Raw genomic sequence first — 20,583 nt, forward strand, 5'->3', positions numbered from 1 at the left:
CCCGTTCTATGCCTCAATCGAGGCAGGGGGTGCGTATTCCCCACTCACGTTCAACGTCCCGCGATTCAAGCGCACATCTACGGGTGCGCCTCCGTCGCCTGCGTTTTGCCTGCGACGGAGATACTGCAAACCGATGTTCTTCGAGGCGTTGTAGTCGGCGTGGTTCTCGTACCCACACTGCTGACACTCGAACGACTCTCCCGACCGATTATCGTCGTGGGTAAACCCACACGTTGAACACCGATTCGACGTGTTCCGCGGGTCAACCTGCACGGCTTCGATGCCCTGTTCTTCGGCCTTGTATTCGACGTACTCGTAGAGGCGTCGGAACGCCCAGACGTGTTGCCACGTCGCCTCAGGGATGTTCTCCCGAATGTGGGTCAAATCCTCGAACACGATGTGCGAACAATCGTTTTCGACGGCCTCCTCGATAAGTTCGTTCGCCACCGTGTGCAGGTATATCTCGAAGCGTCCGTACTCTTTCTGCCCGACTGATTCGATGTTTTTGTGGGCGTGACGCGAACCACACTGCTGGAGCGAACCCCGGCGTTTCTCGTATTCACGACGCCAGTGGTTGAACTCGTCTGCCGACCAGAATCGCCCCGTCGAAGCGACGGCGAGGTTGTTGACGCCCAAATCCACACCAAGGACTGTTCTGTGCTTGGACTCGGATTCAGACGATTCCTCGTCGGGGTCGACTTTCCGCATCGAGGTGTGGAGATACCAGTCACCGTCGCGGTACTGGAGGTGAGCCATCCGAAACTCGAAGTCCTCGTCGGAGACGTACTTGGTCGGCGGTGTCTCCGAGTCGTCGGGGAGGATGTAGTCACACTCGACGCGCCCATCTACGGTCGAAAGGGAAACGTGGTCGCGGTGGAACGTCGCACTCCGCTTGTCGTACACCGCGCTGTCCGCTGAGAAGTGGGGTCGTGACGTGTTCTCTCCACGTTTGAGGCGTTCGACTCCGCTCTTGACGGCTTCGACGGCCCGCCTGATACCTTTCTGGACGAGGTTGGCGGTGAGGTCGGTTTCCTCTCGGAGTTGGTCGTAAAGGGCACGTTCGGCTTTAGCTTTGGATGTGACGTGGTATCCGTCGTCGCCGCGCCAACACCACTCACTCGCGGTGTTGGCGCAGTGTTTGAACTGCTCGACCGTCTCTCGAAGCGAATCGTTGGCTCCTTCGGGAGTGTCGAGTTTGATGACGGCGGTACGACGGTATTCCACTGTGATTTCACATATACTGCTGGTGTTACTTATACGTGGGGGAGTCGGCCAGCCATCGTCGCGTGGTTTGTGTCATCGGTTGTCGGCTTCCTCCCCGACCTCAAGGGTCGGAGCATCCGCCTCGTACCGCCTGTGAACACCGCCTCCCGCTGCTCCGGTGACACGCCGGGGCCGTCGTCGCTGATGGTGAACCCGTCGGGAGTGGCGTCGACGCGTATCGTCACCGCCCCGTCAGCGGCGTCGGCCGACCGCCCGCTCGCAGTCTCGTGGTCCGCGCTGTCGGCGGCCCCCGTCCGACTACCCGTGGAGCCGTGCTCCACGCTGTTGCGGAACACGTTCTCGAACAGCTGGAGGAGTTGGTCGCGGTCGCCGACGACCGTGCGGTCGGTGCCGACCTGCAGTGTCGCCGACCCGGTGTCGACGTGCCGCCAGGCCGCCTCCGCCAGCGCGGACAGCCGTAGCTCGGTCGCGTCGGTCGTCTGCTCGTCGCGGGCGAAGGCGAGCACCTCGCCGATGAGGGTACTCATCCGTTCGTGGGCCGCCTCGACGCGGTCGAACTCCTCGGGGTCGTTCCGTTCCCGCGCCAGCGCCAGGCGGCCGGAGGCCACGTTCAGCGGGTTCCGAAGGTCGTGTGAGAGGACCGCGGCGAACTGGTCGAGCTGCTGGTTCCGGCGTTCGAGCTCCCGCTCGCGTTGCTTCTGCTCGGTGATTTCGTGGACGAGGAACACGCGCCCCACCAGGGCGTCCCGGGAATCGAACAGCGGGGAGAGCTGCACGTCGAAGAACCGGCCCTCCTGCTCGATGACCGCCTGCGTCTCCGCGGCGTCGTCGTTCAGGCCGCGGTACTTTCCGAGTAGCTCCGGCGACGCTTCGAGCGCGGTAGCGACGGACTCCCCGACGACGGGACCGCCGCCGAGCAGTCGGCGGCCGGCGTCGTTGGCCTCGATTATCGTGTCGTTCGTGTCGACGACGAACACGGCGCTGTTGAGCGACTCGACGACTTCCCGATACGCGACCGGCGAGATGTCGAGCAGCCGGCCCCAGGCGTAGGCCGACAGCGTCCCGATGACGACGGCCACGACCAGCAGGAAAAAGGCGTACGCGACGAGCAGCGTGGCCATTGCTGTACAATCCGCCCGGGCGAGTAAATGGGTTCCGCCGCTTCGAGGGATTTACCCACTCGCTCGGCATACCCGCGGGTATGCCTGTCGACAAACGTGAGTTCGACGACCTGCTGTCGTTCGAACTCCACGAACCCGCCGACGTTCTCGACCCCGACAAACTGTACACCATCCCGGAGCTGGCCCGCCTCCTGCAGGGCCTCCCGGCCGACGCCGAACTCAGCGAGGCCAACGAGTCGGTGTTCATCGACTGGGCCATCCCGTGGATGATATACAACCAGGACGACCTCGTGATAGCCGACCCGCAGGACGACGACGTGGTCGGGCTGTACGGCCTCGCCGAGCAATGAACCTCCTCGTCGCCGGCAACGACCGCGTCGACGCGGGCAAGACCACGTTCAGCGTCGGCCTGCTCGAACGGACCAGCGCCCAGGGGTTCAAGCCCAGAGCGGGCAACAACTACTGGTTCGACCACGACGACTACCAACGAGCGACGGGCGAGGGGCGGCTGTACGGCAAGGACGCCAAGCGCCTCGCGGCCGCGTCCCCGGGCGACGTGGTCCCCGAAGAAATCAATCCGATTCACCGGCTGTGGCATCCCTCGCCGGGGGCGGAGACGGGCCTGCTCGGGAAGGAGAACCAGCAGTTCGTCGTCGACCGGGTCGGCCGCCCGAGTTCGGACCCGGGCGTCGAGTACGTCGTCAACGGGACCGTCGACCTGCCCGACTCCGTCGCCGACCGGCTCCCGCTCGCCGACGCGCCGCGGGTCACCTCGGTCGCCGACTTCAACGACCTGATGCGGGTGATGCACGTCGAGGCCCTGGAGTCGCTCGCCACGGACATCGAGTCGGCCGACCGGGCGGTCGTCGAGTCCTACGGCGACGTGGCCCGGCCGCTGTCGGGCGTCGAACCGGACGCCGTGGCCGTCGTCGAACCGGGCCGGGCGCGCATCTACGACGGCGACCGGTACAGCAAGGCCTGCCAGATAGCCACCGGCGGCCCCGGCGACGGCCAACTGGAGGAGCGGGTGCCCAAGGTCGTCGACCTCATCGAGCAGGTCGCCGCGGTGCGCCTGCCCGCTCTCGACAGCGACCAGCGGGGCGACCCGGTAGCCGTCGCCGACGCGTACGGCCACGCCTACGACGCCCTGCTGGCCTGTGCGTTCGACTGAGAACGGCTGTCGCGGCCGACCGCGACGGGCTCAGAATTTCGCGGCCTGCAGCGCCAGTTCGATGTCCCGGTACGGCGCGTCGGTGACGCTCGGACCGTGGCCGGTGTGCATCTCCGCCAAGCCCTCGTCGGTGACGGACAGCACCCGCTCGATGCTGTCGACGAGCAGGTCCCGGTCGCCCTCTTCGAGGTCGGTCCGGCCGAAGCTCCCGTTGGCGAACACGAGGTCCCCGGCGAACAGGACGCCGGCATCCGCCGAGTAGAAGCAGAGGTGGTCGTTCTTGTGGCCGGGCGTGTGCAGCGCCCGGTAGTCGTGGTCGCCGAGCTGTATCGTCTCCGCGTCGGCGATGGCGTGCTCGATGCCGTCTTGGTCGGTGTCGTAGCCGTACACCGGCACGTCGTAGGCGTCGACGACGCTGTCGAGGTTCTCCACGTGGTCGTAGTGGGTGTGGGTGACGGCGACGGCGTCGATGTCGTCGACGTGTTCATCGACGGCCGACACGACGTCGAACTCGTTGCCGACGTCGACCAGGACGGTTCGGGCCCCCGTGACGAGGAACACGTTGCTCGTGAACGCCTGTTGCCCACGGGCGAGATTTCGAATCATTACCCGCCTATTGACCGTCGTCTCGGATGTGGGTATCGTTCCAGTACGGCCGGAAACGCAGCCCAGCGACGCACCCACAGGGCTATGTACGTGGATATGCAAACGGGGGATAGTAGAACATCATGTCAGATTCGGACCTACCTGTAGTGCTTATAGTCGAAGACGAACCAGACGTTGCCGAGACGTACAAACTGTGGCTGCAACAGGAATACGAGGTCCGTATGGCACAGAACGGCGACGAGGGCCTGGAGCAACTGGACGCCGATGTCGACGTCGTCCTGCTCGACCGGATGATGCCCGGCCTCTCCGGGGACGAGGTACTGGAGCGCATCCGGGAGCGGGACCTCGGTTGTCGGGTGGCGATGGTAACCGCCGTCGAGCCCGATTTCGACATTCTGGAGATGGGATTCGACGCGTACCTCTCGAAGCCGATTCGGAGCGAACAGCTCCACGAGACCGTCGACAACCTGCTCGACCGCTCCGAGTACGACTCCCTGTTACAGGAGTACTACGCGCTCGTCGAGAAGCAGGCGACACTCGAAGCGACGAAGTCAAGCGCGGAACTGGCCGAAAGCGACCAGTACGACGAACTGAGCCAGAAAATCGCGGGGATGCGAGACGACCTCTCGGAGACGCTCGGCGGTATCGAAGACGACTCCGATTTCATCGCAACGCTTCGCGGACTGAGCGACGATGAAGACAACTGAGCGACAAACAATGTATGATCTCACCTCAGTACTAGAGTTCGATGCGCTCAGGGAGGTCCGGCCAGGGTCCAGCATCCTGATTTCCGGCCCAGCAATGAGCGGGAAGGAACGGCTCGCATACGATATGCTTGCCGACGGCATGGGCAACGGGGACGGTGCGGTGGTCGTGACGACCGGCGACGGCGCGGGCAGCGTCGTCGAGGAGTTCCGCTCGCTCGTCCCCGACCTCGACGACTCCCAGCTCGGCGTCATCGACTGCCGAGGGGAGGGCGGCACCGACGAGGACGCAATCGGCAACGCCCACGTCCACCACGTCTCCTCGCCCGGGGACCTCACCGGCATCGGTATCGGCATCACGAAGGCCCTGGAAGGGCTGCACAACGCCGGCAACGAGCGGGGCCGGCTGGCGCTCGTCTCGCTGTCGACGATGCTGACATACACGGACAAGAAGACCGTGTTCAAGTTCTGTCACGTGCTGTCCTCGCGGCTGGACTCCGCGGGGTACATCGGCGTGTTCACCATCGACTCCGGGGCCCACGACGACCAGACCCTGCAGGTCATCAAGCAGGCCTTCGACGGGATGATAGACGTGCGCGACGCGGAGGGCGGCGGCCGCGAGGCCCGCGTGCTCGGCCTCGCTGGCGAACCGACCGACTGGCAGAAAATCTGACCGGCCCACAGGTGGTCCGGACGCCGTCTCGACCCGGTGAGGAAGTATTTTCCCGCTCCGGGTCACCCACCCGATATGGACGTAAAGCTTCTTGAGGCGACGGACGACCCCGAAGCGCTCATCTGCAAGGCGGCGCGCAACGACTACAGCGACACCTCCGTCGGCAGCCAGTCGTTCGAGGCGACGATGGCCGAGGTCGACGGGGATACCCTCGAAGAGAAGAAGGAGACGCTCATCGGGCACCTGCTGGACCACGGTCACTTCGGCCCCTTCGAGCACGCGCAGGTGACCTTCGCCGTCGAGGGCGTCTCCCGCTCCTGTATGGCCCAGATAACGCGGCACCGACACGTCTCCTTCGACGTGCAGTCGATGCGGTACGTCTCCTTCGACGACGTCGACCCCGAGGCCGTCCGCGAGGGCGAACTGGTCGTGACGCCGCCGTCCGCGACGGACCCGGACTGGGTCGGGCGAAACCAGAAGAAAGCGAGCGTCTCCGACGAGGAGTTCGAGGAGCGGACCGAGATATTCAAAGACACAATCGAGCAGGCGGTCGAGTCCTATCAGGACCTGCTCGAGTTGGGCATGCCGCCGGAGGACGCCCGGTTCGTCCTGCCCATCGGCACGAAGGTCAACATCGTGATGTCGATGAACGCCCGGATGCTCATGCACGTGGCGGACATGCGGGCCGCGGCGGACGCCCAGTGGGAGATACGGGAGATGACCGAGGAGATGCTCGACTTGGCGGCCGACTGGTGTCCCCTGACCTTCGAGTACTACGAGCGGGAGATGAAAGGCCGCAAGAACCGGCTCGCGCCCTGACGGCCGCCAGCGCCGAACGGCAGTCGTGCAATCGGCCCTGATACGCACGACGGAAATTGCGCGACCGGCGTCGTCTGGCCGGGGGAGCCGGCGACCGTCGGAGTATCAAAAGACGAAACGAGTACGACACATTCATTACCGCACATCCTAAATGAACAATTGTGTCTTACGAGGTTGAACGTCCCACCCGTCGGTCGGGAACTGCGTCTGATGTGATGTGTGCTGTCGACGACGTCGACGGCCAGCAGCGGTTTGTCATCGCCGATATTGCCCACGACGACACCTGGGTCTCGATGGTAGCGGACGACACCTGTACACTCGCCGCCTGGCGCTGACGGGCGGCCACCGGCGAGTACGGCTTCTGTGGATTATCTCCGGACGGTGCCGGCCCGCGGGTCGACAGTGACCGGAAAGCCGCCCCGACAATCCGTATGAAAAGTTTTTGTCGACCGCTCCGTGACCTACGGGTATGGAGTACGACGACATGCTCGACCGGGCGATGGAAGAGACACCCGACATCGAGGGCACGAGCGAACGCTTCGAGGTGCCGGACCCGGACGTACGACAGGAGGGGAACGCCACCGTCTACGAGAACTTCCAGTCGACGTGTTCCCGGCTCGGGCGCGAGGACGACCACGTGATGAAGTTCCTCCAGAACGACCTCGGGACGAGCGGCCACATCGACGAGAGCGGGCGGGCGCGGCTGACCGGCGAGTTCGACGCCGGCCGCATCGGGGCCGCTATCGACGAGTACGTCGACGAGTTCGTGCTCTGCTCGGAGTGTGGCCTGCCGGACACCCAACTGGAACGGGAGCAGGGGGCGCTGTTGCTCCGCTGTGAGGCGTGTGGCGCACGCTCGGCGACGAGCGAGTAGCTACTGCAGCCCTTTCAGCGTCCGCAAGTCGTTTTCCGTGCGCGTGAAGACGGCGAGCCGGTGGCTCGCGTGACAGTTGGGACAGTGAAACGTCGTGTCGTGTCGCGGCAGGGCCGTCGGTGTCGACTCCCAGTCCTTCTTACACTCGGGACAGAGCAACCGCACGTACGCTTCCTCCATGTATGTTACTCACACACATAGCCCATCATAAAAAGCCTTGTCGTCTCCCCACGGTCTGTTCCCCGGCTCAGGCCGGAAGGTCCTCGGCCTCGAGCAGTTCCTTGTAGCGGTTTCGGATGGTCACTTCCGAGATGTCGGCCACGTCGCTGACCTGGCTCTGGGTGACTTTCTCGTTTGTCAGCAACGCGGCGGCGTAGACGGCCGCGGCGGCGATGCCGACCGGCGACTTGCCGGAGAGCAGCCCCGACTGGCGGGCCCCCTCGACGAGGTCGCGGGCCTGTCGCTGTGTCTCCTCCGAGAGGCCGAGGTCCGAGATGAACCGCGGGAGGTAGTGCTCCGGGTCGGCCGGCTGGACTTCGAGGCTGAGTTCGCGGACGATGTAGCGGTAGGTCCGCGTGAGTTCCATCTTCTCGACGCGGGAGACGCGGGCCATCTCGTCGAGGGACCGGGGATTGCCGGCCATGCGGGCGGCCGCGTACAGCGCCGACGTGGCGACGCCCTCGATAGAGCGGCCCGGGAGCAGGTCGTCGCCCAGGGCGCGCCGGTAGATGACGCTGGCCGTCTCACGGACGTTCTGCGGGAGCCCCAGCGCGGAGGCCATGCGGTCGATTTCGCCCAGGGCCTGCTTGAGGTTGCGCTCCTTGGAGTCGCGGGTCCGGAACCGCTCGTTCCAGGTCCGGAGCCGCTGCATCTTCTGGCGCTGCTCGCTGGAGAGGGAGCGCCCGTAGGCGTCCTTGTTCTGCCAGCCGATGTTCGTCGAGAGGCCCTTGTCGTGCATCATGTTCGTCGTCGGCGCGCCGACGCGGGACTTGCGGTCCTTCTCGGCGGAGTTGAACGCGCGCCACTCCGGCCCGCGGTCTATCTCGTCTTCCTCGATGACCAGGCCACAGTCCTCACAGACCGTCTCGCCGTGTTCGGTGTCTGTGACGACGTTACCGCTGCACTCGGGGCAGGCCTCGACGGCCTCCGATTCCGTCGACTGTTCGGTTATTCGCTCGTCTCGTTCTCGGGTGGTCGTCCGGGTTGTTGATTCGCTCATGATTGGGGTGTTGTGTTCTGCCGGGTGCAGAAATTTTAAGACCGTTTGGGGAACTGTCTTACCCTATAGTTAGTCCGTAAAGTATATAAACCTTTCGCCTCAGAATCGACAGACAACGCCGTGATAGCGTGTCGCACGCCTCGGATCATCGGTATATATCCTTGGCGGTTTTCGCCGCCCGCCGCCAGCGGCGCACGCTCGGAACGTGCCCCGTGACGCCGTCGGTTCGCCGACGGCCTGCGGGCCCTCACCGCGGGACGAACGCCCCGTGGAATGGGGCGGCGAGCCGGTCCCGGAATCGTCGGGTCGGCGGGAATCGAGGTGTGGTTCCGCACATCGTGGGGGGGTGATGTGATATAAAAAGCGATGTTACCAGTTGACACAGTTTTGTTACGTCTACGTACCAGATACGAACGCGTCGGCGACGGCAAGGACCCGAGAGACGTCCCGACGACCGCTCAGCCAATAGTGGACGGGGCCGTCGTCGGACAGTTCAGACAGTGAACAGGTGGCCGTCGGTCGGCACGTCGAAGAGGCCGATTCGCGCGCCCGCGTCCAGCCACGCGTGCCCGTACGAGAACGACGCCAGGGCGTTGACGAGGTCGTCGTCGTCCCTGAAGTGACGACCGTCCTCCAGGTACGACGCTGCCATCTCCGCACACTCCAGGGCGGCGTCGTGCATGGGCGTCCCGTCCGGCGGCGCGACTGACGCCGCGTCGAGTGCCTCCGCGAGCAGTCCCTCGTAGCGGTCCGTCTTCTCTTCGAGGTCGGCGGCCATACCCCCAGCAGCGGCGGCAGCGGCCTAAGCGTGTCGCCACAGTTCCGGTTTGGCGCACGACAACACAAGCTAAATACGCCCCGGTAGTCTAGCTTGGCCAATGACAGAACCGGTCGAACACCGACGACTCATCGTCGCTGGCACGGGCGCGGCGGGACTGACAGCGGCCATCTACGCCGCCAGAAGCAACAACGACCCGCTCGTCCTAGAGGGCGACGAACCGGGCGGACAGCTCACGCTGACCAGCGAAGTCGAGAACTTCCCCGGCTTCCCGGAGGGACTCTCCGGCCCGGACCTCATCAACAACATGAAAGAGCAGGCCGAGCGGTTCGGTGCGGAGCTCGAACACGGCATCGTCGCCGACATCGACGACAGCGAGCGCCCGTTCCGCGTGGAACTGTCCAACGGCGACATCTACACCTGCGACGCCTTCATCGCCGCCTCGGGGGCCAGCGCCCGCACGCTGGGCGTCCCCGGCGAGGACGACCTGATGGGCTACGGCGTCTCGACGTGTGCCACCTGCGACGGCGCGTTCTTCCGCGGCGAGGACATGCTCGTCGTCGGCGGCGGCGACGCGGCCATGGAGGAAGCCCACTTCCTCACGAAGTTCGCCGACACCGTCTACATCGCACACCGCCGCGAAGAGTTCCGCGCCGAGGACTACTGGATCGACCGCGTCCAGAAGAAGGTCGACGAGGGCGACATCGAAATCATGCGCAACACCGAACTGCTGGAGATGCACGGCTCCCCCGAGGACGGGGTCACCCACGTCACCCTCGCACGGAACGACGAGGGCTATCCCAGCGAGAAGCTCGACGACGACGGGACCGAAACCTTCGACTTCGACGTGGGAGCCGTCTTCATCGCCATCGGCCACACGCCTAACACGGACTACCTCGAAGACACCGGGGTCGAACTGGACGACACCGGCTACATCCAGACCCACGGCGGCACCGGCGGCGACCAGACCGCGACCGACGTGGACGGCATCTTCGGTGCCGGCGACGTGGTCGACTACCACTACCAGCAGGCCGTCACCGCCGCCGGGATGGGCTGTAAGGCCGCCATCGACGCCGACGAGTACCTCGAATCCCAGGCAGAAGCCGCCGCCGAGGCGGAGTCCGAAGCCGCCGCGGAAGCCGACGACTAGCACGGTCGCGTTTCCGGTCACACATCCACAGACCCTTTAGGACAGCCCCCGGAGACAGTGGCATGGCACCCGACACTGTCACGCTGACCATCGACGACGGCGAGGAGACCGACGAACTCACAGTCCCGAGCGAACTCGTGGACATCCTCCGCGAGTCGCCCGAGGAGACGGACCCCCAGGTCGTCGGCGACATCGCGATGTTCGGCATGACCCAGCGGATTCACAGCGCCGTCCACCACGCACAGGGCGAGCCGGACGAGCAAATCGTCGCGCTCGAAGAGCAGACGAGCGAGCTGTTCGAGGAGCGGTTCGGCCAGTCCTTCGCCGAGCTGACCGGCCACGACCACTGATTCTGCGGGCCAGTTCTCAGAACTGCCAGTGCAACACCACGCCGTCGTCGACCCGGTCGACGCCGGCCAGTTCCGGCTCCGGGAAGTCCTCGATGAAGCCGTCGCCGTCGGCCAGCGTCGGCGCGTCCCGGCCGCCGATGACCTTCGGGCCGACGTAGACGAAGAGTTCGTCGACCAGCGCCTCCTCTAGCAGGCCGAAGATGAGTTCGCCGCCGCCCTCGACCATGAGCTGGTCGATGCCGTCGCCCTCCAGTTTGGCGAGGGTGGTCCGGAGGTCGACCCTGTCCTGGCCGGCGGCGATGACGTACGCCCCGGCGTCTTCCATCTCCTCGATGAAGTCCGGCGGCGCGGCTTCGCTGACGAGGAGGTAGGTCTGTGCGCGGCCGTCCAGGACCGTGGCGTCCGGCGGCGTCCGGATGCGGGAGTCGGCGACGACGCGGGCGGGGTTCTCCGGGTCGCCGCGCTCGACCCGGGCCGCGCGGCGGTCGGCGTCGTCGACGGTCAGGGAGGGGTCGTCGGCCAGGACCGTGCCGACGCCGACCATCACCGCGTCGCTGTCGGCCCGGAGCTGGTCGACGCGGTCGAAGTCCTCCGGCCCGGAGATGGCTATCTGTTCGCGGCGGCGGGAGGAGAGCTTCCCGTCGACACTCATCGCGGCGTTGACGACGACGTGCATACTCGACACGTGCTCGCGGCGGGGCAAACGGCTTTTGGGTTACGGCTGGGAGGGGGCCGTTTCGGGGCGGGTCGAGAGCTTCCGGACATCGAGTTTCCGGACCGTGCCGTCCGCGGTTTTCAGTTTCAACACCGTCTTGTTCAGGACCAGTTCGTCGGCGTCGAGCGTCGTCTCGGTGGTCCAGCCCCGGAGCCGGACCAGCCCCTTCTCGTCGATTTCGAGGAACGTCCGGGGCTTTCGCTGCGAGCCCATCGTCCACTCCTCGTCGCCGACCGAGAGTTCCTGCCCGCCGGTCGTCGCCCACCGGAACACGCAGGCGAACTGCTCGCGGGGCTCGTCGCCGCGGTCGTGGTCGACGCGGGTCCACTGCTCGAAGTCGACGCCGAAGTGGGCGGCCCACAGCTCCAGGTACTCGAAGTCGAACTTCTTCTTGCCGTCGTCGTTCCGACCGCTCCGCCAGATGACGTGGGCGTCGGACGGCTTGGATCCGAAGATGCTCCCCACGGTTACGGCTCCGGCCGACCGCCGGGAGTCTCGGTCGCGAAGTCGTGCATCCCGGCCGACCTGATACTTCCAAAACAGGAAGGAGAACACGCTGAAAGCCCTGAAATGCGGTTTTCCATCGTACCCTAGAGATTACAGTATCACAGATAAGAATTGTGGGCGATTTGCCCGAGCGCGGACGGCGGGCGATTGCCGGCAGACAACGCTTTTGAGTGCGCCCACCGAACCGTCGGTCGATGTCTCTCGAAGACCATGCCGAGGAGCTCGCCTCCGACCTCGGTGTTGACAAAGAGGAGGTCACACGCGACCTGGAGAACCTCGTGAACTACTCCGTCCCGATGGACGAGGCCAAGCAGAGCCTCAGACGGAAGTACGGCGACGGCGGCTCGGGCGGCGACGCCACGCCGTCGAGCAAGGCCATCAACGAGGTTTCGACCGACGACTCGAACGTGACGGTCACCGCCGTGGTGCTCACGTCGGGTCGCCGGTCCATCCAGTACAACGGGGAACAGCACGTCATCCGCGAGGGCGAACTCGCCGACGAGACGGGGAAGATTTCCTACACCGCGTGGGACGGCTTCTCCGGCGACCTCCAGCCGGGCCAGACCGTCCGGCTTGGCAACGCCGGCGTCCGGGAGTGGGACGGCCAGCCCGAACTGAACCTCGGCGACAGCACCGACCCCGAGGTAGTCGACGAGACGCTCAACATCGACTACGACGTGGGCGGCCACGCGGCCTTACAGGACCTCGCGCCGGGCGACCGCGGCATCACCGTCGAGGTGCAGGTGCTGGAATGCGAGCAGAAGGTCATCGACGGCCGCGACGGCGAGACGACGATTTTAAGCGGCGTCCTCGGCGACGAGAGCGGCCGACTCCCCTTCACCGACTGGGAGCCCCACGGGGAAATCGAGAAAGGGGCGTCGGTGCGTCTCGAAGAGACGTTCGTCCGGGAGTTCCGCGGCGCGCCGTCGGTGAACGTTTCGGAGTTCTCGACCGTGACCGCGCTGGACCGCACGGTCGAGGTGGCCGAAGACGCGCCGCGGCTCTCGGTCCGCGAGGCCGTCGAGAGCGGCGGCCTGTTCGACGTGGAACTGGCCGGCAACGTCATCGAGGTGCGGGACGGCTCGGGGCTCATCGAGCGCTGTCCCGAGTGCGGCCGCGTCGTCCAGAACGGGCAGTGTCGCTCCCACGGCGCTGTCGAGGGCGAGGACGACCTCCGGACGAAGGCGATTCTCGACGACGGGACCGCAACCGTCACCGCGGTCCTGGACGACGACCTGACCGCCAGAGTCTACGGCGGTGACCTCGACGACGCCCGCGAGCACGCCCGGGACGCGATGGACAAGGAAGTCGTCGCCGAGCGCATCGCCGACCGCATCGTGGGCCGGGAGTACGTCGTCCGCGGGTCGCTGTCGGTCGACGAGTACGGCGCGAACCTCACCGCCTCGACGTTCGCCGAGGCCGACGACGACCCGGCGGCGCGTGCGCGGACCCTGCTACGGGAGGCCGAGCCATGAGCGAGTCCGGCGACAGCGGCCCCGGCCGCCGGGAGGTCGCCCACCGGCTGTTCGCCGCGGAGTTCGACGACGCCGACTTCTCGTATTCGGAGTCCGACGAGGAACGGGCCCCGAACTACGTCGTCACGCCGACCGGCGCGCGGGTCAACCGCCTGTTCCTCGTCGGCGTCCTCACCGAACTCGAACAGGTCAACGACGACGTGTTGCGCGCCCGGGTGGTCGACCCGACCGGCCCGTTCGTCGTCTACGCCGGCCAGTACCAGCCCGACGAACTGGCCTTCCTCGAAGCCGCCGAGCCGCCGATGTTCGTGGCCGTCACGGGCAAGGCCCGTACCTTCCAGCCGGAGGACAGCGACCGGGTGTTCACCTCGGTCCGGCCCGAGAGCATCAGCGAGGTCGACGCCGACACGCGTGACCGCTGGGTCGTCCAGGCGGCCGAGCAGACCGTGGCACGCATCGGCCGGATGGCCGGCGCGAAACAGACGGGGCTCGCCGGCGAGGACCTCCGGAACGCGCTCCTCGAAGACGGCGTCGACGAGAGCGCCGCCGCCGGCATCGCGCTGGCGCTCGACCACTACGGCACGACCGGCGACTACCTCGATGCGCTCCGGACGACGGCGCTCGACGCCGCCCGCGTCGTCGCCGGCGACACGGACGAAGCCGTCGGCCTGTCGCTGTCCCCCGGGGACGGGACCGACGACCCGCTCCCGGTGCTGGCGACGGCGGACATCGACGCAACCGTGACGGCCTCCGAGTCGGCCAGTGCGGAGGGTGACGGCGCGACTGCCGACGCGTCGGCGTCGGACGCTGTCTCCGACGCCGACGGGTCAAGCGAGAGGGCGGCTGGCGAGAGCGAACCGACGACGGACGACGTGGCCGACGCGGCCGAGACGGGTGCGCCAGCCGACGCCGCCGACGCCGAACCGGCCCCGGAATCGCCCGGCGCGCCGGCCGGCGACGCGTCGCCCGAACCGGACGCCGACGCGGCCACCAGCGACGCCCCCGTCGAAACCCCCGAGACCGCGACCGACGCGGCGGCGGACGAGACGACCGCCGGCGACGCCGCAACCGAGGACGCCTCGACGCCCGCATCGAGCGAGCCCGTGGAGGATTCGCCGGTAGCGAACGAGCCGTCGACCGACGCGCCTGCGGAGGACGTGGCCGACGCGTCGTCCGAACCCGACGACGACGGCGACCTGGGCGACTTCGACACCGAGTTCGAACTGGACGACGACGAGCGCGAGGAGATAGAACAGGAGTACGGCACGGACTTCCAGAGCGGGACCGAGGTCGACGAGCCCGGCGAGGCCGACATCGAGACGCCGGACCCCGAAGACCTGGCCGACGCGGCCGAGGAGGGCGCGCCAGCCGACGCCGCCGACGCCGAGCCCGCCCCCGAATCGCCCGGCGCACCGGCCGGCGACGCATCGCCCGAACCCACCGCCGACGCCGCCACCAGCGACGCGCCCGTCGAGACCCCCGAGACCGCGACCGACGCCGGAGCCGACGAGACGGCCGCCAGCGACGCCGCTGGCGAGGACGCCGCCGAGGACGTGGACCTCGAAGACGCCGTCATGGAGGTCATGCAGGACCTCGACGACGGCAGCGGGGCCGACCGCGAGGAACTCCGCTCGACGGTCGCGAGCCAGTACGGCGCGGACGCCGACGCCGTCGAGGACGCCATCCAGGACGCGCTGATGGGCGGGCGCTGCTACGAGCCCGAGGACGGCAAGCTCACACCCATCTGACGGCCGAGCCGCGGTCCTTTTCTCTCCCGCGACCCAACGGAGTGCCGATGCGCGTCGAACCGCTCCCCAGCGCACCGGCGGCGACCGTCGACACCGGCGACGAGCGACTGCTCGCGGTGGCGGACTACCACGCCGGCATCGAAGCGGGACTGCGCTACGAGGGCGTCGAACTGCAGTCCACCGCCGACGAGCGCCGCGAGCGCCTGCTGTCGTGTCTGGACCGCGCCCGCGCCGACCGGCTGGTGGTCGTCGGCGACCTGGGCCACGCCATCGGCGACCCGTTCGAGGAGGAGCGCGCGGAGCTCGCGACGCTCTTCGAGGCGCTGGACGTGCCCGTGACGGTCGTGAAGGGCAACCACGACGGCGGTCTGGCGGACGTGGTGGCAGACCTCGGGGCCGACGCCGAGGTGACGCCGGGCCACGGGACCCGCATCGGCGCGGTCGGGTTCGCGCACGGCCACACCTGGCCCGCACCCGACCTGCTCGAAGCCGACGTGCTCTGTGTCGGCCACGAGCACCCGGTCGTCCGACTGGAGGACAGCGTCGGCGGGGCGCGGAAACAGCGGGCCTGGCTCCGCGGCTCGCTGGCGACCGAGCCCTTCAGCGACCGGTTCGACCGGCCGGTCCCGGACGCGCCGGACGTCGTCGTCTTCCCGGCGTTCAACGACCGCTCCGGCGGGACGTGGGTCAACGTCGACGGCCAGTCGTTCCTCGCGCCGTTCCTGCCAGAAGGGATGACCAGCGTCGAGGCGTTCCTGCTCGACGGCACGCGGTTGGGCCCGTACCAGCGGATTTGATGTGACGCTGGCGCTTACGCGTCCGAGAGCCCCGCTTCGAGTTCGTCTACCAGTTCGGTGTTGCCGAGGAACGTTGGCGTCCGGTCGTGGAGGCCGTCCGGTTCGACATCCAGCAGGGACTGCGAGCCGTCGCTGGACGCCCCGCCGGCGGCCTCCACGAGGTACGCGAGCGGGGCCGATTCGAAGTGTATCCGGAGCTTCCCGCCGGGGTACACCGTCGTCGCTGGGTACCCGAACAGGCCGCCGTATTCCAGCACCTGCGCCAGGTCGGCGACGGTCGCGCCGCCGTAGCGGAGCTTCAGGTCACGCTCGAAGGACTTGGCGATGTCGTTGAACGCGTCGCTTCGCTCGCTTTTCTTGCCCGCCAGACCGACCACGGTGGCCTCCGCCGGCAGTTCGAACTGGCCCCAGCGCTCGCTGTGCCCGTCCCGGAGGAGGTGTTCCTGGACGACGTCGCGGTCGGTCCTGGCGATAGTCAGCGTCGTGTAGGGGCCGTACAGCACCATCAGCGAGGCGACCATCGACCGCCCGCTCGCGGGCAGGTCGGCGTCGTAGACGCCGAGTATCGTCCCCACGGAGTTGTTCGACGCGAGATTCGCGGAGCCGTCGAGCGGGTCGATGGCGACGCTGTAGCCCTCGCCGCAGTCGACCACGTCGCTTCGCTCCTCGCTGGCGTACGCGCCGACGCCGTCGATGTACGCGAGCGCGTCGAAAAACAGGTCGTCGGCCCACACGTCGCCGCCGACCTGTTGCTCGCCGCTGGGGTTCTCGCCGGCCGCTCTGTTGGCGTAGTTCGCCAGGTTGCCGCTGACGTAGTGGGCCGTGTCCTTGACCGCCCGTTCTATCTCGTCGAGCGTGTTCACAGGCCATCACCGGCCGAAAGGGCACATGCGTCCGTCATACTCCCACGTGTCTGCGGGCAGCGACATAAGGCTGTACCCGGGCAGCGCCCACGAGACCCACCGCGCCAGTGCGGGACGCGGTGACACAACGTGTTTAACCCGGTGTAGCCGCTAGGGAGCGCCGATGACTGACGGGGTCGCTCGCGGCGACGACGCCTTCACCGCGCTCGGGCCGGCCGTCCGCAGTGCGCTCTCGGAGCGTGGCTTCACGACGCCGACGGACCCACAGCGGAAGGCGATTCCGACCCTGGCCGACGGACGGGACGCGCTGGTGGTCGCCCCGACCGGCACCGGAAAGACGGAGACGGCGATGCTACCGGTCTTCGACGCGCTGGCCGAGTCCGAGGACCGATTTGGCATCGGGGCGCTGTATATTACGCCGCTCCGGGCGCTGAACCGCGACATGCGCCAGCGCCTGGACTGGTGGGGCGAGACGCTTGGCCTCGAAGTGGATGTCCGCCACGGTGATACGACGGACTACCAGCGCCAGAAGCAGGCTGACGACCCGCCGGACGTGCTCGTGACGACGCCGGAGACGCTGCAGGCGATGCTCACCGGGTCGAAGCTCCGGCGGGCGCTCGAAGACGTGGCCCACGTCGTCGTCGACGAGGTCCACGAACTCGCCGCGGCCAAACGGGGCGCACAACTGACTATCGGTCTCGAACGGCTCCGGGAGCTGGCCGGCCGGTTCCAGCGCATCGGGCTCTCGGCGACCGTCGGCGACCCACAGGAGGTCGGCCGCTTTCTCACCGGCGGTCGGTCGTGTGCCATCGTCGAGGTCGATATCGGGAGCCGACTCGACATCGAGGTGGTCCGCCCGCAGGTCACCGACCGCGACGAAGAACTGTCGAGCACGCTCGTGACCGACGCCAGCACCGCGAGCCACGTCCGCTACATCGCCGACCGCATCGACGACCACGAGTCGGTCCTGCTGTTCGTCAATACGCGACAGACCGCCGAGGCGCTCGGCTCGCGGTTCAAGGAACTCGGGACGGACCTGGGCGTCCACCACGGCTCGCTGTCGAAAGAGGCCCGAATCGACGTGGAGGACCGCTTCAAAGCGGGCGACCTCGACGCCCTGCTGTGTACCTCCTCGATGGAACTGGGTATCGACGTGGGCCACGTCGACCACGTCGTCCAGTACGGCAGCCCCCGGCAGGTCTCGCGGCTCGTCCAGCGGGTCGGCCGCGCCGGCCACCGCCGGGACCTAGTCTCCGCCGGAACGGTCGTCACCACCGACGCCGACGACACGCTGGAGGCGCTCGCCATCGCCAGACAGGCCGAGGCCGGCGACGTCGAGCCGGCAGAAATCCACGACGGGAGCCTCGATACCGTCGCCAACCAGGTGGCCGGGCTGGTGATGGACACCGGCGAAATCCGGGCGATGCGGGCCTACGAGATACTGACCCGCGCGTACCCGTTCCGGGACCTCGACGAGAGCCAGTTCAAGGCGGTCGTCGAGGAACTGGCGGCGAACAACGTCGTCTGGCTGGACGAGGACCGAGACACCGTAGAGAAGCGCCGCGGGACCTGGCAGTACTTCTATCAGAACCTCTCGATGATTCCCGACGAGGCCACCTACGACGTCGAGGACGTGGCCTCGGGCCAGCAGGTCGGGACCTTGGACGAGAAGTTCGTCGTCAACTTCGCCACGCCCGGCGAGGTGTTCGTCCAGCGCGGGGAGATGTGGCGCATCACGAACATCGACGAGGAGGAGGAGGTCGTGACCGTCTCGCCCATCGAGGACCCCGCCGGCGAGGTCCCCTCTTGGGTGGGTCAGGAGATTCCCGTCCCCAGAGCCGTGGCGGCGGAGGTCGGCGAACTCCGGCGGGTCGCCGGGCGACAGCTACAGGACGGGGCCGACACCGAGGCCGTCGCCCGGGACGTGGCGACGCGCTACGCCGCCGGCCCCGACACCGTCGCCGACGGCCTCTCGCAGGTCGAAAAGCACGAGGGGCCGATTCCGGACGACACGACCGTCGTCGTCGAGTTCCACGGCCGGGAGGTGGTCGTCAACGCCTGCTACGGGCACAAAATCAACGAGACGCTGGGGCGGGTGCTGTCGGCCCTGCTCGGCCAGCGGGCCGGCTCGTCGGTCGCGATGGAGGTCGACCCCTACCGGATTACGCTCGAAGTCCCGCGGCGCATCACCGCCGGGGACGTCATCGAAGTCATCGAGGACACCGACCCCGACCACCTCCCGGCGCTGGTCGAACTCAGCCTGAAAAACGCCGACGCGCTGAAGTTCAAGCTCGCGCAGGTCGCCACGAAGTTCGGCTCGCTCAAGCGCTGGCGGGGCCGGGGGTCGACGGACTTCGGCCGCGACCGCCTGCTGGCCGCGCTGGAGGACACCCCGATGTACGAGGAGGCCCTTCGCGAGGTCCGCCACGAGGACCTCGCCATCGAGGCGACGGCCGACCTGCTGCGGGACATCCAGCGTGGCGACGTGGCGCTGGAGACGGTGGGCGAACACACGGCCATCGGGACCGGCGGCAGTTCCTCCGGGCGGGAACTGCTCTCGCCGGAGAACGCCGATGCGAGCGTCATCCAGACCGTCAAGGAACGCATCCAGAGCGACCGCGTCATCCTCCTGTGTTTACACTGCAAGGAGTGGGACCGCAAACAGCAGGTCAAACGGGTCCGCGACCAGCCGTCGTGTCCGCAGTGTGGCTCGACCCGCATCGCCGCACTCAATCCCTGGGCCGAGGAGGTCGTCTCGGCGGTCCGAACCGAGGACAAGGACGAGGAACAGGAGAAGATGACCGAGCGGGCCTACCGGTCGGGGTCGCTGGTCCAGAGCCACGGGAAGCAGGCGGTGGTCGCGCTGGCGGCCCGCGGCGTCGGCCCGCACAACGCCGCCCGCATCATCAACCGCCTGCGCGAGGACGAAGACGAGTTCTACCGGGACATCCTGCGACAGGAACGGGAGTACGCCCGCACCCAGTCGTTCTGGGGCTAGCGCAGGTCCCGAATCGCCGCCGCGAGCCGAGGTTCGACGGCTTCCGGGTCCGCCGCGTCGACGGTGAGTTTCGTGTGCCGTTCGTCCGCATCCGTCACCTCCGAGAGCAGTCCCGCGCTGCGGTCGACCTCGACGTACACCGCCAGCCCGTCGTCGCCGAACACCGGGACGACCTCGACCTCGTCGACCTCGCCGGCGAACTCGCCGTTCTCGGGCCGGAACTCGAACTCCTGGACGAACGTCGTTGAGGTCGTAAACAGGCTCCCGGCTGTCGCCGCACAGGAGGAGGCGTGAAGCGAGAACCCGAGCGAGGCCAGCGCGTCGAACACCGCCTGCGTGCGCCGCGTCGGCTCGACCTCGACGTAGTCCGCGTCGCCGGGGTCGACCGCCATCGAGATGTCGAGGCCGGTCTCGATTTCGACGGCCGTCGAGCGTGTGGTCACCGGCGTCTCCCGGGGAACGTCGATAGTGGTCTCGAAGCGCCGCTCCTCGCCGGCCTCGATGGTGAACGGCTCGGTGAGCTGCCACTGGTCGATGATTGCGTCCTTCGACCCCTCGTCGGACTTGTACTCGGTCTCCAGGGCGAAGTAGACCGCGTCGACCTCCTGGTCCGTCGTCCCGCCCTCGACGTGGACTTCGGCCCGGACCGAGTCGCCGGCTCTGACGGTGTCTGTCGGGAGAATCGTGTCGACGGTGGCCGACCCGATGCCGATTCGGGAGAGGACGCCTTTCATTCCTGTTGTGGAATTCGCCCACCATGTGGCATAAACTTCGGGGGGCACCGAGAGAAT

The 20,583-nt window shown here is 67.3% G+C and carries 22 protein-coding genes and 1 pseudogene; 13 read left to right on the plus strand and 10 right to left on the minus strand.

What is annotated here, in order from left to right; genetic code table 11:
• Nucleotides 1-6 precede the first annotated feature (6 nt).
• A complete protein-coding gene (locus VI123_RS17230; protein ID WP_336339293.1) occupies nt 7-1,224 on the minus strand; it encodes an RNA-guided endonuclease InsQ/TnpB family protein in 1,218 nt (405 codons plus the stop codon).
• A 125-nt stretch (nt 1,225-1,349) separates the two neighbouring features.
• Nucleotides 1,350-2,285, minus strand: a pseudogene (locus VI123_RS17235) (histidine kinase dimerization/phospho-acceptor domain-containing protein); the annotation flags it as partial.
• Nucleotides 2,286-2,425: 140 nt separating this feature from the next.
• On the opposite strand from VI123_RS17235, the gene VI123_RS17240 reads away from it, so the two are divergent.
• Both VI123_RS17240 and VI123_RS17245 read left to right on the plus strand, forming a co-directional pair.
• Complete coding sequence (locus tag VI123_RS17240; RefSeq protein WP_336339294.1) at nt 2,426-2,695, plus strand: DUF5827 family protein; 270 nt, start codon at nt 2,426-2,428, stop codon at nt 2,693-2,695.
• Nucleotides 2,692-3,516 (plus strand): ATPase, encoded by an 825-nt coding sequence (locus tag VI123_RS17245; protein ID WP_336339295.1) that lies wholly within the window; start codon nt 2,692-2,694, stop codon nt 3,514-3,516. Before VI123_RS17240 ends, VI123_RS17245 begins: the two co-directional genes overlap by 4 nt.
• 30 nt (nt 3,517-3,546) lie before the next feature.
• Here VI123_RS17245 and VI123_RS17250 read toward each other — a convergent pair whose 3' ends face one another.
• Nucleotides 3,547-4,122 (minus strand): MBL fold metallo-hydrolase, encoded by a 576-nt coding sequence (locus VI123_RS17250; RefSeq protein WP_336339296.1) that lies wholly within the window; start codon nt 4,120-4,122, stop codon nt 3,547-3,549.
• A 122-nt stretch (nt 4,123-4,244) separates the two neighbouring features.
• Between VI123_RS17250 and VI123_RS17255 the strand changes: the two genes are divergently transcribed.
• The 5 genes from VI123_RS17255 to VI123_RS17275 all read left to right on the plus strand — a co-directional run bounded on the left by VI123_RS17255 (nt 4,245) and on the right by VI123_RS17275 (nt 7,192).
• Nucleotides 4,245-4,829, plus strand: a complete 585-nt coding sequence (locus VI123_RS17255; RefSeq protein ID WP_336339297.1) for a response regulator transcription factor — start codon at nt 4,245-4,247, stop codon at nt 4,827-4,829.
• A 10-nt stretch (nt 4,830-4,839) separates the two neighbouring features.
• Nucleotides 4,840-5,499, plus strand: coding sequence for an RAD55 family ATPase (locus VI123_RS17260; RefSeq protein ID WP_336339298.1), 660 nt, complete (start codon nt 4,840-4,842; stop codon nt 5,497-5,499).
• Between the two features lie 75 nt (nt 5,500-5,574).
• Nucleotides 5,575-6,318, plus strand: coding sequence for an FAD-dependent thymidylate synthase (gene thyX, locus VI123_RS17265; RefSeq protein ID WP_336339299.1), 744 nt, complete (start codon nt 5,575-5,577; stop codon nt 6,316-6,318).
• A gap of 161 nt (nt 6,319-6,479) precedes the next feature.
• Nucleotides 6,480-6,653, plus strand: coding sequence for a DUF7556 family protein (locus VI123_RS17270; protein WP_336339300.1), 174 nt, complete (start codon nt 6,480-6,482; stop codon nt 6,651-6,653).
• Nucleotides 6,654-6,787: 134 nt separating this feature from the next.
• On the plus strand, nt 6,788-7,192 hold the full coding sequence (locus VI123_RS17275; RefSeq protein WP_336339301.1) for a translation initiation factor IF-2 subunit beta: 405 nt from the start codon (nt 6,788-6,790) through the stop codon (nt 7,190-7,192).
• On the opposite strand, the gene VI123_RS17280 is transcribed toward VI123_RS17275, so the two are convergent.
• The 3 genes from VI123_RS17280 to VI123_RS17290 form a co-directional block, all read right to left on the minus strand.
• Nucleotides 7,193-7,372, minus strand: a complete 180-nt coding sequence (locus tag VI123_RS17280) for a DUF7836 family putative zinc-binding protein (protein WP_336339302.1) — start codon at nt 7,370-7,372, stop codon at nt 7,193-7,195.
• A 67-nt stretch (nt 7,373-7,439) separates the two neighbouring features.
• Nucleotides 7,440-8,411: a transcription initiation factor IIB gene (locus VI123_RS17285; RefSeq protein ID WP_336339303.1), complete on the minus strand. Its 972-nt coding sequence runs from the start codon at nt 8,409-8,411 to the stop codon at nt 7,440-7,442.
• Nucleotides 8,412-8,904: 493 nt separating this feature from the next.
• On the minus strand, nt 8,905-9,189 hold the full coding sequence (locus VI123_RS17290; RefSeq protein WP_336339304.1) for a DUF357 domain-containing protein: 285 nt from the start codon (nt 9,187-9,189) through the stop codon (nt 8,905-8,907).
• Between the two features lie 100 nt (nt 9,190-9,289).
• On the opposite strand from VI123_RS17290, the gene VI123_RS17295 reads away from it, so the two are divergent.
• Together VI123_RS17295 and VI123_RS17300 are read left to right on the plus strand one after the other, a co-directional pair.
• Nucleotides 9,290-10,339, plus strand: coding sequence for an NAD(P)/FAD-dependent oxidoreductase (locus VI123_RS17295; protein ID WP_336339305.1), 1,050 nt, complete (start codon nt 9,290-9,292; stop codon nt 10,337-10,339).
• A gap of 62 nt (nt 10,340-10,401) precedes the next feature.
• The gene (locus tag VI123_RS17300) at nt 10,402-10,689 is read left to right on the plus strand and encodes a DUF7545 family protein (RefSeq protein ID WP_336339306.1); all 288 of its coding nucleotides are present in this window, start codon (nt 10,402-10,404) and stop codon (nt 10,687-10,689) included.
• Between the two features lie 16 nt (nt 10,690-10,705).
• On the opposite strand, the gene VI123_RS17305 is transcribed toward VI123_RS17300, so the two are convergent.
• Together VI123_RS17305 and VI123_RS17310 are read right to left on the minus strand one after the other, a co-directional pair.
• Nucleotides 10,706-11,365: a 2,5-diamino-6-(ribosylamino)-4(3H)-pyrimidinone 5'-phosphate reductase gene (locus VI123_RS17305; protein ID WP_336339307.1), complete on the minus strand. Its 660-nt coding sequence runs from the start codon at nt 11,363-11,365 to the stop codon at nt 10,706-10,708.
• Between the two features lie 39 nt (nt 11,366-11,404).
• Complete coding sequence (locus VI123_RS17310) at nt 11,405-11,869, minus strand: hypothetical protein (protein WP_336339308.1); 465 nt, start codon at nt 11,867-11,869, stop codon at nt 11,405-11,407.
• Between the two features lie 236 nt (nt 11,870-12,105).
• On the opposite strand from VI123_RS17310, the gene VI123_RS17315 reads away from it, so the two are divergent.
• The 3 genes from VI123_RS17315 to VI123_RS17325 are packed head-to-tail and all read left to right on the plus strand — an operon-like array spanning nt 12,106 to nt 15,931.
• The gene (locus VI123_RS17315) at nt 12,106-13,386 is read left to right on the plus strand and encodes a Single-stranded DNA binding protein (protein WP_336339309.1); all 1,281 of its coding nucleotides are present in this window, start codon (nt 12,106-12,108) and stop codon (nt 13,384-13,386) included.
• Nucleotides 13,383-15,134 (plus strand): hypothetical protein, encoded by a 1,752-nt coding sequence (locus VI123_RS17320; RefSeq protein WP_336339310.1) that lies wholly within the window; start codon nt 13,383-13,385, stop codon nt 15,132-15,134. Before VI123_RS17315 ends, VI123_RS17320 begins: the two co-directional genes overlap by 4 nt.
• A 47-nt stretch (nt 15,135-15,181) precedes the next feature.
• Nucleotides 15,182-15,931, plus strand: coding sequence for a metallophosphoesterase (locus VI123_RS17325; RefSeq protein WP_336339311.1), 750 nt, complete (start codon nt 15,182-15,184; stop codon nt 15,929-15,931).
• A gap of 14 nt (nt 15,932-15,945) precedes the next feature.
• Here the strand turns inward: VI123_RS17325 and VI123_RS17330 are convergent, their stop codons facing one another.
• A complete protein-coding gene (locus tag VI123_RS17330; RefSeq protein WP_336339312.1) occupies nt 15,946-16,794 on the minus strand; it encodes a class 1 fructose-bisphosphatase in 849 nt (282 codons plus the stop codon).
• A 163-nt stretch (nt 16,795-16,957) separates the two neighbouring features.
• Here VI123_RS17330 and VI123_RS17335 point away from each other — a divergent pair, with 163 nt between their 5' ends.
• The gene (locus VI123_RS17335) at nt 16,958-19,792 is read left to right on the plus strand and encodes a DEAD/DEAH box helicase (protein WP_336339313.1); all 2,835 of its coding nucleotides are present in this window, start codon (nt 16,958-16,960) and stop codon (nt 19,790-19,792) included.
• Here VI123_RS17335 and VI123_RS17340 read toward each other — a convergent pair.
• The gene (locus VI123_RS17340; protein ID WP_336339314.1) at nt 19,789-20,526 is read right to left on the minus strand and encodes a sporulation protein; all 738 of its coding nucleotides are present in this window, start codon (nt 20,524-20,526) and stop codon (nt 19,789-19,791) included. The two genes, VI123_RS17335 and VI123_RS17340, sit on opposite strands and share 4 nt — an antisense overlap.
• Nucleotides 20,527-20,583 lie beyond the last annotated feature (57 nt).

This window comes from Haloarcula sp. DT43 (assembly GCF_037078405.1).
Taxonomy (GTDB): domain Archaea; phylum Halobacteriota; class Halobacteria; order Halobacteriales; family Haloarculaceae; genus Haloarcula; species Haloarcula brevis.

Coding starts and splice junctions, on each gene's coding strand:
- VI123_RS17260 (WP_336339298.1), top strand. CDS start 4,840: ATGTATGATCTCACCTCAGTACTAGAGTTCGATGCGCTCAGGGAGGTC.
- VI123_RS17275 (WP_336339301.1), top strand. CDS start 6,788: ATGGAGTACGACGACATGCTCGACCGGGCGATGGAAGAGACACCCGAC.
- VI123_RS17305 (WP_336339307.1), bottom strand. CDS start 11,365: ATGCACGTCGTCGTCAACGCCGCGATGAGTGTCGACGGGAAGCTCTCC.
- VI123_RS17315 (WP_336339309.1), top strand. CDS start 12,106: ATGTCTCTCGAAGACCATGCCGAGGAGCTCGCCTCCGACCTCGGTGTT.
- VI123_RS17290 (WP_336339304.1), bottom strand. CDS start 9,189: ATGGCCGCCGACCTCGAAGAGAAGACGGACCGCTACGAGGGACTGCTC.
- VI123_RS17325 (WP_336339311.1), top strand. CDS start 15,182: ATGCGCGTCGAACCGCTCCCCAGCGCACCGGCGGCGACCGTCGACACC.
- VI123_RS17255 (WP_336339297.1), top strand. CDS start 4,245: ATGTCAGATTCGGACCTACCTGTAGTGCTTATAGTCGAAGACGAACCA.
- VI123_RS17250 (WP_336339296.1), bottom strand. CDS start 4,122: ATGATTCGAAATCTCGCCCGTGGGCAACAGGCGTTCACGAGCAACGTG.
- VI123_RS17320 (WP_336339310.1), top strand. CDS start 13,383: ATGAGCGAGTCCGGCGACAGCGGCCCCGGCCGCCGGGAGGTCGCCCAC.
- VI123_RS17280 (WP_336339302.1), bottom strand. CDS start 7,372: ATGGAGGAAGCGTACGTGCGGTTGCTCTGTCCCGAGTGTAAGAAGGAC.
- VI123_RS17295 (WP_336339305.1), top strand. CDS start 9,290: ATGACAGAACCGGTCGAACACCGACGACTCATCGTCGCTGGCACGGGC.
- VI123_RS17285 (WP_336339303.1), bottom strand. CDS start 8,411: ATGAGCGAATCAACAACCCGGACGACCACCCGAGAACGAGACGAGCGA.
- VI123_RS17245 (WP_336339295.1), top strand. CDS start 2,692: ATGAACCTCCTCGTCGCCGGCAACGACCGCGTCGACGCGGGCAAGACC.
- VI123_RS17335 (WP_336339313.1), top strand. CDS start 16,958: ATGACTGACGGGGTCGCTCGCGGCGACGACGCCTTCACCGCGCTCGGG.
- VI123_RS17340 (WP_336339314.1), bottom strand. CDS start 20,526: ATGAAAGGCGTCCTCTCCCGAATCGGCATCGGGTCGGCCACCGTCGAC.
- VI123_RS17240 (WP_336339294.1), top strand. CDS start 2,426: ATGCCTGTCGACAAACGTGAGTTCGACGACCTGCTGTCGTTCGAACTC.
- VI123_RS17300 (WP_336339306.1), top strand. CDS start 10,402: ATGGCACCCGACACTGTCACGCTGACCATCGACGACGGCGAGGAGACC.
- thyX (WP_336339299.1), top strand. CDS start 5,575: ATGGACGTAAAGCTTCTTGAGGCGACGGACGACCCCGAAGCGCTCATC.